Below are 11,665 nucleotides of genomic sequence, written 5' to 3' on the forward strand. Positions count from 1 at the left end.
AGGTGTTTCATTGTTAAACGGATCTTATGAAATTTTCACAATTTTCACGAGCATTTCTCCGCCCGGCGTCTGAACTGTCACTTCTTCGTCCACTTTTCTGCCGAGCAGGCTTTTTGCGATTGGCGAGTCGTTTGAGATTTTTCCTTCAAACGGATCAGCTTCAGCGCTTCCGACAATCGTGTAAGATTCTTCTTCACCGTCCGGCAATTCGATGAATGATACGGTTTTTCCCAAACCGACTACATTTGAACCGCCGTCATCCTCGATGATTTTCGCATTGCGGATCATGTTTTCAAGCGTCGTGATGCGCCCTTCCACAAATGCCTGTTCTTCTTTTGCGGAATCATACTCAGAGTTCTCTGACAGATCTCCGAAGCTTCTTGCGATTTTAATGCGTTCTACTACTTCTTTACGTTTAACCGTTTTCAATTGCTCTAATTCTTGTTCAAGTTTTTGTTTTCCTTCGTGAGTCATCGGAAAAACTTTTTCTTGTGCCATGTTCCTTCACTCCTTGGTGGTTGTCCCTCAACAATAACGTGTGATTATGTATGAGAGCATAAACGAAAAAATCAAGAATGAGAACACAGGGCAGTCCTCGTTCTTCTCTCCCATATAGGTACTGTTTATCTTAAACTGAATGTGTGTTTTCTGCAAATGTTTCGGTTTATAAACAGGGAAAGAAGGGAACTGTCTCATTCCCTTCCAGCCTATACATAATATGGTCTGAGTTATTTATGTCTATGCTATGGTATTACAAAATTGCATTTTGTTCAAGGATCGTTTGAATCTTCGTGACCATCAGATCAATTGCGACGTGGTTTTGTCCGCCTTCCGGAATAATGATGTCCGCGTAGCGTTTCGTCGGTTCAACAAACTGATTGTGCATCGGTCTGACGACGGACACATACTGCTCAATGACAGAATCGATTGAACGGCCTCTTTCGTTAATATCTCTCATAATCCGTCTGATGATACGGAGATCCGCGTCCGTGTCGACATAAAGTTTCATATCCATGAGGTCGCGAAGTCTTTTATCTTCGAGAACGAGAATGCCTTCAAGAATAATGACATCCTTCGGCTCAACCGGAATGGTTTCCTCAGAACGCGTATGCAGTTTATAATCATAAATCGGCTTTTCTATCGGCCGGTAATTCAAAAGCTCTTGAATATGCTCGATTAAATAGTCATTATCAAATGCGAGCGGGTGATCATAGTTTGTGTTCAGCCTTTCTTCAAACGGAAGATGGCTTTGGTCTTTATAATAAAGGTCTTGCTGGATCATTAAAATCGAGTGTCCTTTAAACTGTTCATAGATGGAACGGGTGACGCTTGTTTTTCCTGATCCGGACCCTCCTGCGATGCCTATAACTACAGGACTCTTACCCATTGGTGATTACTTCCCCTTTCTCATCATGTTGCTCGGATAAATCTTTTTGTCTACTTTAAATGTAACGATTTGCAGGGGATGGCGGGCAGCATCAAGCTCGTTTCCGTCTTCGTCCCAAATAGTGCCGATTGTGAATGTGAAATTGTCGATTTCAGGACCGAAAAATTCCACTTCGTCACCTTGTTTAAAGAAATTGCGCTGCTGGAGCGTCACCATTTGAGTTTCCTCGTTATACGCGAGCACGAGACCGGCAAAATCAAATGTTGTTTTCTTTCCGTGTTCGCCGAACATCTGCTCTTCATACCCGGGCGTGCCTTCAAAGAAAGCAGGCGCGGTATCCCGGTTTGCACATTTGTCCAGCTCATCCAGCCATTCTTTTTGAATGACAAAGTTTTCAGGATCAGCGCAGTATGCGTCGATGACTTTGCGATACACGCTGACAACCGTCGCAACGTAATGAATCGATTTCATCCGGCCTTCAATTTTCAGACTGTCGATACCCATCTCGATCATTTGCGGAATGGATTCAATCAATTTTAAATCTTTCGGGCTCATCGCAAACGGAGCGTCTTCTTCGTCATAGAGCGCGACCGCGTTTGCACCGTCTGTCTGATACAGGTCATAATCCCAGCGGCAGGACTGACAGCAGCCGCCGCGGTTGGAATCCCGGGCTGTCATGTGATTGCTCAGCACGCATCGTCCTGAATAAGCGATACACATAGCGCCGTGGATAAAGGTTTCGATTTCAATATCCACCTTTTCCTTCATTTCTTTAATTTCCAGTCCGCTCGTTTCACGGGCAAGCACCACGCGGTCAAGCCCTTCTTCTTTCCAGAACTGCACCGCTTTCCAGTTTGAAAGGGACTGCTGTGTACTGAGGTGAATTTCTACGTCCGGGGCCACTCTCCGGCATGTTTCAATAATCAGCGGATCAGCGACGATAATTCCGGCAACTTTTGCGTCTCCCAACGCTTTTAAGTATTCTTCCAGACCGTCCATATTTTCATTATGGGCGAAAATGTTTGTTGTCACATATATTTTTGCCCCGTATTTTTTGGCAAATTCTACGCCCTCTGCGATTTCTTCTATTGAGAAGTTATCCGCATTTGAGCGGAGTCCGTATTCCTGTCCTCCGATAAAAACCGCGTCCGCTCCGTAATGAACGGCAATTTTTAATTTTTCAAGGTTTCCTGCCGGAGCAAGGAGTTCAGGTTTTTCGTAATGACGCGTTTTCCGTTTACGACTTTGGAAATGGTTTGATTTACGGCTGTCATCCGTTGCACCCTCCTTTTTAATAGACCGTTTCTTTAAAGAAGAATCCTGTGTCGATGCTTCTGTTCACAGGCTGAATGCTTTCAATCCGCTCTATCCAGCTCTCTTTTTTCTCTTCGTATGTCTCTCGGCTTTCAAAGCACAGATCGATTGCTTCTCTGTACATGCGGGTCACTTCAGTTAAGTATTCAGGAGACTTCAAAACTCCGTCAATTTTGAAAGAATCGATGCCGGCGTCCATCAGGTCCTCTAATTCATCAATCATGCACACATCGTTCGGGCTCATGATGTGCGTGCCGTTTTCATCTTCAAAAATCGGGTATTTATTGCCCCGTTCCTTGTCATGCAGAAACATTCCCGCTTCTTTTTTCTTCTGTTCGATGTCCATGACTTTTCCCTGGTATTCGAAGTAATGGCCCACTAAAGAACGCTTCGATTGGAACATGCACGTCATGCCGTGGATTTGAATTTCAATTTCCACTTCGGCGTTTTCTTTTATGTCAATGATGCTGTCCATATTTAATTCTTTAGCCAGCACTGCCCGCCGTGCGCCTTTGCGTCCCCAGTAATTGCAGGAATAGTAGTTGGTACCCGTTGTTTCCGTGCTCCAGTGCAGTTTGAGATCGGGAGCCGCTTCACGCGCCGCCATTAAAACGGCCGGATCACCGAAAACAGCCGCATCAACGCCGGCCTCCTGCAAAAAGGCAAGATAGCCGTTCAGCTCGTCCACTTTTTCGTTGTGAAAAATAGCATTGACGGCGGCATACACTTTCGCGCCTTCCTGATGAGCTGTCTTTACGGCTTCTTTTATATCTTCTCTTGAAAATTCACCGGCCAGTCTCAGGCCGTATCTCTGTTCTCCGACTAACAGGGCCGTTGCGCCCGCTTGAATGAGCGGAAGAATATCCTGTACAGAAGTCGGAGTCACCAAAAGTTCAGGTTTTTTCATGATCATTCACCTCTTCTTTTTACTGATGGCGATGCCGTCTCCGACCGGCAGTATGACCGTTTGATAGTCAGGCCGGTTCATCAGCCATTGGTTATATTGATCAATTTTTTCAACAAGCTTCCGTCTTCTTTTCGGCTCAATGTCCGAGTGATTTTGTGCCACCAGTCCTTTAAACAGAACATTGTCCGTAAAAATGACTCCATCCGGCGCAAGCATCGGTTCATAGAGCTCAAAAAAGTTCGTGTACTGGCCTTTGGCCGCGTCGATAAAAATGGCATCATAAGGAGCCGTGACACGGACAGACTCAGAAAGTTCCAGCGCATCCCCGTGCATTACGTGAATCCGTTTTTCCATTTCAAAGTCTTTTATATTGTTCACAGCTTCTTCATAGCGTTTGCCGTCCCGTTCAATCGTGTAAATATTCGCATCCGGAAGCTCAAGCGCCATCCGTATGGCGGAATATCCGATTGCCGCGCCGATTTCCAAAATGTTTTTCGCCTGTTGAATCGACAGCATTTGAAGCAGCACTTCAATGCCCGCTTCTTCCATAATCGGAACATGGTGCTCTTTTGCATAGGCTTCAAGCTTTTTCACTTTATCAGGCCGAGGCTTCAGCATCGCGTTTATATACTCGTTTATTTGTTCATACCGATCATTCACGGCAAACAGCCTCCGTTCTAAAAAGGAGTGCCCCTGACGAATCCGCGGGGACACTCTCTTAAGACACTTCTTTATCCATAAGTAAACAACCCGATATATTTTATCATAAAACCTTTCAGAATGGAATAAAAGGAGAGCTTTTGCCCTCCTTTTATTCGCTGTCTTTTTTGGAAATATACTTTTCCTTCGCTTTATTATGGTCTTTTAATGTTTTGGTGAAAACGACCTCGCCGTTTGATTTTGCAAGGAAATAGAGATAATCCGTTTTGTCAGGGCGGAGAGCCGCTTCCCATGATGAATCGCCGGCATTTGCAATCGGTCCCGGCGGCAGCCCTTTATGTTTATACGTATTAAACGGAGAATCAATTTTCAGGTCTTTGTAGTAGACCCGGCTTTTATGCCTGCCGGCCGCATATAATACCGTCGGATCAGTCTGCAGCGGCATTTTTTCTGCAAGCCTGTTGTAAAAAACGCTGGCGATTTTGTGACGGTCGGCTTTGGCGGTGGCTTCTTCTTCAATAAGCGATGCCATCGTCAGCGCGTTATGGACGGAAAGTTTCTTTTTTTCCAGTTCAGATTTATACGTTTCGATACGGGTGTTTGTTTCCTGAACCATTGCCGTCAAAATCGTGTCAAGCGATGCATCCGGATCATTAAACGGATATGTGGCCGGATACAGATAGCCTTCGAGCGGATGCTTGAGCTTCTTGTTTGAAAGTGCGTCCGTTATTGTATCAGGAAACTGTTTTTTCAGTTTGCCGATGAATGTTTTGTCATCCAGTTTCGCCATAATCTCTTCTTTTGAATATGATGTTTCTTTTGCGATCGCATCCGCAATCTGTGTAAGCTGTTTTCCTTCAGGAACGGAGATCTGAAAGGCATATCCCGTTGATCCCGCGGTCAGTTTTTTGATAATCGCATCCGCATCCATTCCTTTATTCAGGTGGTAAAATCCCGCCTGAAACCCGGAAGCGCCTTTATACTTCACATACAGCTGAAATGCTTTTTTGCTTTTGATGACATGCTGATCCTCAAGAATTTCAGCGATTGCCGAAACGGAAGAACCGCTAGGAATATTAATATTGACTGCCGTTTTGCTGTCTTTGTCAACCGGAGACAGCAGAGATTTTCCATAGAAAAAAGCACCGCAAATGATGATAAGCAGAGCAATCACGGAGGACAGTATTATCGTTGTTTTTTGTTTTTACGCGGAAATGAATTTTTAGTCTGATTGATATTCATACAAGTATTTTCCTCCCAACAGCTCTTATACTACATGATTCATGTGCATTCGGCAATTTATTACAAAAAAGCCGAAGCACATATGCGCTCCGGCTTTTTCTGTTCATTTTATTCTTCGTCTTCTTCCGCTAAAAACGTGTTCAGCGTTTCTTCGATCATTTCCCACTCTTCATCAGTTTCAATCGGCATCAGTTCGCCGTCTTCACCGTTTTCGTTCGGTTCGAAGCTTGAAGCGTGAATTTCGATTTCATCATCGTCTTGAGCATCAATCGGATAATAAAGTACGTAAGATTTGTTGAATGTGTCGTTTTCAAATGTGAACAGCACTTCGCAAAGCTGTTCGTTGCCTTGATCATCGACAATTGTAATGTGTTTTTCGCCGTGTTCCATTTCTTTCACCTCTTAGTTTAAACTGTCCAGATATCCTTGAAGGATCATGACAGCCGCCATTTTATCAATGACTTTTTTCGTTTTTGCCTGCTGACGTCAGCCGCGATCAGCATTTTTTCAGCCGCCATCGTCGTCAGACGCTCGTCCCACAGCACAACAGGGACATTGTACGCTGTTTCAAGCAGTTTCGCAAATGTTTGGCTGGCTTCGCCTCTCGGACCGATCGTCCCGTTCATGTTTTTCGGAAAACCGAGCACGATCTTCTCTACATTATAGTCTTTCATCAGCTCGGATAAACGGTCCAGACCGTAATCTCCTTCAGCCTCGTTTATTTTTATCGTCTCAATGCCCTGAGCGGTCCAGCCCATTTCATCGCTTAAAGCTACGCCGAGTGTTTTCGTACCAAGATCAAGTCCCAATATTCTCATGAATGTATTTACGCCTCTTTATGCTGTTCTAGATAGGATTTTACCAATTCCTCGATTAATTCGTCACGTTCCAGTTTGCGAATTAAGTTCCGGGCGTCGCGATGCCTAGGAATGTATGCAGGATCTCCAGACAGCAAGTATCCGACAATCTGGTTGATAGGATTGTACCCCTTTTCCTGAAGCGCATCATATACCGTATTCAGCACTTCTTCGACGTTTGTTTCAGCAGAATCATCGGAGAAATTAAATTTCATCGTTTTATCAAACGAGCTCACCGTTTTGCACCTCTTTCCCAAATTCGCAGGCAAAGTTCAGCCTGAGGTCCTCATCTTATCATCATTCTACACTAGTTGAAAGGATTATAAAACGGATTTTATCCAATCTTCCGCAGATGCGAGCGCCTCTTCCAATTTTTCAGGCTGCTTTCCGCCGGCCTGCGCCATGTCCGGACGGCCTCCGCCTCCGCCTCCGCAGACTTCAGCCGCTTGTTTGACCATTTTGCCGGCGTGAAGGCCTTTTTCGATCAGGTCTTTTGTCACGCCTGCTGAAAGGTTGACTTTCTCATTTTGCACGGCGCCGAGAATGATGACCGCAGAACCGAGCTTCGCTTTCAGATCATCCACCATAGTGCGAAGGTGGTTCATGTCTTTCGCATTTACTTTTTCAGCCAGCACTTTTACGCCGCCGATGTCTTTTACTTTAGACAGAATGGCTCCGGCTTCCACATTGCCAAGTTTGCTGAGCAATGATTCATTTTCTCTTTGCGCTTCCTTCAGCTCTGCTTGAAGAGACTGAATTCGCTTCGGTACGTCTTTTACGTTTGATTTCAGCTCGTCCGCAGCGTGCTGCAGAAGGCTGAGCTGGCTGTTCATTTCCTGATAAGCGCCTTTTCCTGTTACGGCTTCGATTCTTCGCGTACCTGCGCCGATCCCTGATTCGGATACGATTTTAAACAGACCGATTTCAGCCGTATTCGTGACATGGCATCCGCCGCAAAGCTCAAGGCTGTAATCTCCGACTTGTACGACGCGGACGATATCGCCGTATTTCTCGCCGAACAGGGCCATCGCGCCCATTTCTTTCGCTTCATTGATCGGTTTCAAATCAATCGCTACCGGAATGCTCTCCCAGATTTTTTCGTTGACGATTCCTTCAATGCGTTCAAGTTCTTCTTTTGTCACTTGACCGAAATGAGAGAAGTCAAAACGCAGACGATTTTCGGTAACGAGTGAACCCGCTTGGTTGACATGTGTGCCGAGAACGTCTTTCAGCGCCTGGTGCAGAAGGTGGGTTGCTGTATGGTTTTTCACCACGCCGCTTCTCATTTGATCTTCAACTTCAGCCGTCACGCTTGCGCCTTTTTGAATCGTGCCGCTATCCACCGTGCCTTCGTGTACATGCTGACCGTTTGGAGCTTTTTCACGTCCTTAATGGTTACGACAGCCTGCTCGCTTCTCAGCACTCCTCTGTCACCGATCTGTCCGCCGCTTTCAGCATAGAAAGGCGTTTTGTCGAGAAGGATTTGGACGGTATCCCCTTCCTGCGCCTCGCTGATTAATTGACCGTCATGAAGAAGCTCGATTACCTTCGCTTCAGCTTTTACGGAACTGTAGCCGACAAATGTGCTTTCTGCGGTAATGTCGCGCAATGCGCCGCCCTGCACCTGCATGCTTCCTACATCTTGGCGCGCATTTCTCGCCCGTTCACGCTGTTTTTCCATTTCGGCTTCAAAGCCTTTATGGTCAACCTTCATTTGCTCATCTTCCGCGTATTCCTCCGTCAATTCAACCGGGAATCCGTACGTATCGTACAGTTTGAATACGTCTTTTCCGGAGATGATGCCGCTGCCTTTTTCCTTCTCTTTCTTTATCACGTCGGATAAAATGGCCAGACCTTCGTTTAATGTTTCATGGAAGCGCTCTTCCTCCGTTTTGATGACTTTGGCGATAAACTCTTGCTTTTCTTTCACCTCCGGATAGAAAGCGTCCATAATTCCTGCAACAGTCGGAACCAGCTCGTACATAAACGGACGGCTGATACCGATGGTTTTCGCGTATCGCACCGCCCGGCGCAAGAGGCGTCTCAGTACATACCCGCGCCCTTCATTTGACGGCAGAGCTCCGTCGCTTACCGCAAATGCGACCGTTCTGATATGATCGGCGATCACTTTAAAGGCCGTATCCTTCACTGCATCCTTTCCGTAAGTATCTCCGGAAATACGCTCTGTTGCTTCAATAATCGGCATAAACAAATCAGTGTCAAAGTTTGTCGGGACGTCCTGAATCACGGAGACCATCCGTTCAAGCCCCATGCCCGTATCAATGTTTTTCTTCGGAAGCGGTGTGTACGTGCCGTCCGGGTTGTGGTTGAACTCTGAGAATACCAGGTTCCACACTTCAAGATAGCGGTCATTTTCGCCGCCCGGATACAATTCAGAATCTGACGGATCATTGCCGTATTTCTCGCCGCGGTCATAGAAAATTTCCGTATTCGGTCCGCTCGGGCCTTCGCCGATATCCCAGAAGTTCCCTTCCAGACGGATGATTCTTTCTTCCGGAACGCCGATTTTTTCCGCCCATAGCGTATAAGCTTCTTCATCCTCAGGGTGAACCGTTACAGACAGCAGCTCCGGATCAAAGCCGATCCACTTTTCGCTCGTTAAAAACTCCCAAGCCCACGTGATGGCTTCTTCTTTAAAATAATCACCGATGGAAAAATTTCCGAGCATCTCAAAGAACGTGTGATGGCGCGCCGTTTTCCCCACATTTTCAATATCATTTGTGCGGATTGATTTTTGCGCGTTTACAATTCTCGGATTCTCCGGCACAACGCGGCCGTCAAAGTATTTTTTCAGCGTCGCAACGCCGCTGTTGATCCATAATAAAGACGGATCTTCATGCGGAACCAATGAGGCGCTCGGTTCAACGGCATGGCCTTTTTCTTTAAAGAAATCTAAAAACATTTGACGCACTTCAGCAGAAGTTAAGTGTTTCATCTATATTCCTCCTTATCACTACCCGAAATTCTCTTTTGCGACAGCAAAAAAGCTCTCTCCCTATGCAAACCATGCGTTCACACAGGGACGAGAGCTGTCTCGCGGTACCACCCTGATTACAGGCCGAAAAAGGCCTGTCACCTTTCATCCCGTAACGCAGGATTGCGGCAGCCTTTAACTGCACTCAGGATTAGCTTCGGCCGATCTTCTGCTGAAGCTCCTTTCAGCGTATCGGAGCTTCTCTCTTAAACAGGGCTTCGGCGTACTCATATCCGTCACTCGAGATTCGTATGTATTCTACTCGAAATTATAGACAAGCAGAACCCGAATGTCAATGTTCCGTCCTGATCCGCAAAAAGTGAATGGCCGTCACTTTTAAAACGGCTGCCGCCGGAACAGCGAGAATCATGCCGGGAATGCCCGCGAGCTCCCCTCCGGCAAGAAGCGCAAGCATGATCACGACGGGGTGCATCCTGAGACTTCGCCCGACAATGAGCGGGCTCAAAATGTTTCCTTCTATAAATTGAAGAATAAAAATCGTGACGATTACGATGATCACAGCCTTGGAGGAAATCGCCAGCGAAAGGAGCAGCGCCGGCACAGCGCCGATAAACGGACCGAAATACGGGATGACATTCGTAATCCCGATGGCAAGGCCCAAAATCAGCGGGTAAGGAAGCCCGAACAGCCAAAATGAAACGCCGGCTATGAACCCGAGCAAAAAACAAACGAGAAGCTGACCGCGGATGTAATCACCGAGAGAGTCGTCCACATCCCGCAGAAATTCACTCCCCCTTTTTCTCCAGGATTTCGGCGTCAAATACCAGACCGTCTTTTTCATAACGTCTATATCCTTCACCATATAGAACACGAGAAAAGGAATCGTCGCCGCGATCAGGATATAATCAAGCACGAAACGGATGCTTCTGATCGTGCTTTCAATCGTGCCGGCGAGAAACGTTTCTGTCTGCTGAATCATTTTGTCCATCCGATGGTGCATGCCGTCAGGCCAATGATCCGTGTGATTATGCAGATGCCTCAGCATGCTGTTGTAGTTTTCGGCAAGACCGGGAATGCTCTCAGACAGATCCTGCAGCTGTTCAATTAAAACAGGAACCCCTTTATAAACCCCCCAGCCGATTCCGCCGAAAAACAGGCAATAAATCAGAAGCAGGCTTAAAGTTCTAGGCATCCCTTTTCTATGAAGCCATTCAGTAATCGGAAGTAAAAGATAAGCAATAAATACTGCGATGAATATAGGAATAAAGAGAGATTTTATAACAAGCCAAATGGGAGACCATAACATATCGAGCATGCAAAAGACATACACTGTTAACAAAACGAGCAGACATACAGCCGTCCACATTAAGAGCTGCAGCGGTTTTTGAAGCATGACGTTTCACCTCTTCCTTTATCTTTTGACAGAAAGCCGGAATTATTCCCGATTCATAAACTCCGCCTTATGACGCAGACCTCTTGACGGAAATAATTATCAGAAATTACGAAATAGTCTAACTAATATTCATAAAAGTCTGTATAACCATCGTAATGTGTTAAAGGATTTCAAAACTGTCCAGTCAATATGACTCATGTTTTTTTAAGGAGGATGGCCATGATTTCATTTCAGGATGTAAATAAGCACTACGGACATTTCCACGTGCTGAAAAACATTAATCTGCACATTAAAAAGGGGAAGTCGTCGTTATCATCGGACCTTCAGGATCGGGAAAAAGCACGCTTCTCCGCTGCATTAATCAGCTGGAAACAGTTGATGGAGGCGCCTTAACGGTAAACGGCGTCTCCATCCATGACAAGAAAACGGATATCAATCAGGTCCGCCGGAATATCGGAATGGTGTTTCAGCATTTTCATCTGTACCCGCACAAAACCGTTCTGCAAAACATCATGCTCGCACCGATCAAAGTGCTCAAGCAATCAAAAGAAGAAGCAAAGGAAACGGCCTTATACTATTTGAAAAAAGTCGGTATACCGGACAAAGCGGACGCTTATCCTTCACAGCTTTCCGGCGGCCAGCAGCAGCGTGTTGCCATCGCCAGGGGGCTTGCGATGAAGCCCGAAATTATGCTGTTTGATGAACCCACATCCGCGCTTGATCCGGAAATGATCGGAGAAGTGCTGGATGTCATGAAAACACTCGCAAAGGAAGGCATGACCATGGCAGTCGTCACACATGAAATGGGATTCGCAAAAGAAGTGGCGGACCGCATCGTGTTTATCGACGGCGGATCCATCTTAGAAGAAGCTGCACCGGCTGAATTTTACGAAAGCCCCCGTGAAGAGAGGGCGCGTTTATTCTTAAGCCGTATTTTAAATCACTGAAA

The 11,665-nt window shown here is 46.1% G+C and carries 7 protein-coding genes, 5 pseudogenes and 1 other annotated feature; of the genes and pseudogenes, 1 reads left to right on the forward strand and 11 read right to left on the reverse strand.

The window, feature by feature from the left end; genetic code table 11:
- Nucleotides 1-24 precede the first annotated feature (24 nt).
- The 11 genes and pseudogenes from greA to D368_RS12805 all read right to left on the reverse strand — a co-directional run bounded on the left by greA (nucleotide 25) and on the right by D368_RS12805 (nucleotide 10,716).
- Entirely contained in the window at nucleotides 25-498 is a 474-nt protein-coding gene (gene greA, locus D368_RS12755) for a transcription elongation factor GreA (RefSeq protein ID WP_003152766.1), read from the reverse strand.
- A gap of 253 nt (nucleotides 499-751) precedes the next feature.
- Nucleotides 752-1,387: a uridine kinase gene (udk, locus tag D368_RS12760; RefSeq protein ID WP_003152763.1), complete on the reverse strand. Its 636-nt coding sequence runs from the start codon at nucleotides 1,385-1,387 to the stop codon at nucleotides 752-754.
- 6 nt (nucleotides 1,388-1,393) lie between these two features.
- A pseudogene (locus D368_RS12765) lies at nucleotides 1,394-2,661 on the reverse strand (peptidase U32 family protein).
- Nucleotides 2,662-2,678: 17 nt separating this feature from the next.
- The gene (locus D368_RS12770; RefSeq protein ID WP_003152757.1) at nucleotides 2,679-3,608 is read right to left on the reverse strand and encodes a peptidase U32 family protein; all 930 of its coding nucleotides are present in this window, start codon (nucleotides 3,606-3,608) and stop codon (nucleotides 2,679-2,681) included.
- Between the two features lie 6 nt (nucleotides 3,609-3,614).
- Nucleotides 3,615-4,268, reverse strand: a complete 654-nt coding sequence (locus D368_RS12775) for an O-methyltransferase (RefSeq protein ID WP_128574850.1) — start codon at nucleotides 4,266-4,268, stop codon at nucleotides 3,615-3,617.
- 151 nt (nucleotides 4,269-4,419) lie between these two features.
- Nucleotides 4,420-5,510: pseudogene (gene mltG, locus D368_RS12780) on the reverse strand (endolytic transglycosylase MltG).
- A 108-nt stretch (nucleotides 5,511-5,618) separates the two neighbouring features.
- Nucleotides 5,619-5,900 (reverse strand): DUF1292 domain-containing protein, encoded by a 282-nt coding sequence (locus D368_RS12785; protein WP_003152751.1) that lies wholly within the window; start codon nucleotides 5,898-5,900, stop codon nucleotides 5,619-5,621.
- 12 nt (nucleotides 5,901-5,912) lie between these two features.
- Nucleotides 5,913-6,328 (reverse strand): annotated as a pseudogene (ruvX, locus tag D368_RS12790) (Holliday junction resolvase RuvX).
- 8 nt (nucleotides 6,329-6,336) lie between these two features.
- Nucleotides 6,337-6,603: an IreB family regulatory phosphoprotein gene (locus tag D368_RS12795; RefSeq protein WP_012118070.1), complete on the reverse strand. Its 267-nt coding sequence runs from the start codon at nucleotides 6,601-6,603 to the stop codon at nucleotides 6,337-6,339.
- Between the two features lie 84 nt (nucleotides 6,604-6,687).
- A pseudogene (alaS, locus tag D368_RS12800) lies at nucleotides 6,688-9,323 on the reverse strand (alanine--tRNA ligase).
- Nucleotides 9,324-9,403: 80 nt separating this feature from the next.
- Nucleotides 9,404-9,611, reverse strand: a binding site (T-box leader).
- Between the two features lie 43 nt (nucleotides 9,612-9,654).
- Nucleotides 9,655-10,716 (reverse strand): AI-2E family transporter, encoded by a 1,062-nt coding sequence (locus D368_RS12805; RefSeq protein ID WP_014305488.1) that lies wholly within the window; start codon nucleotides 10,714-10,716, stop codon nucleotides 9,655-9,657.
- A 219-nt stretch (nucleotides 10,717-10,935) separates the two neighbouring features.
- On the opposite strand from D368_RS12805, the pseudogene D368_RS12810 reads away from it, so the two are divergent.
- Nucleotides 10,936-11,663, forward strand: a pseudogene (locus D368_RS12810) (amino acid ABC transporter ATP-binding protein).
- Nucleotides 11,664-11,665 lie beyond the last annotated feature (2 nt).

This window comes from Paenibacillus lentimorbus NRRL B-30488, from assembly GCF_000411595.1.
In the GTDB taxonomy this organism is placed as follows: Bacteria; Bacillota; Bacilli; order Bacillales; family Bacillaceae; genus Bacillus; species Bacillus velezensis.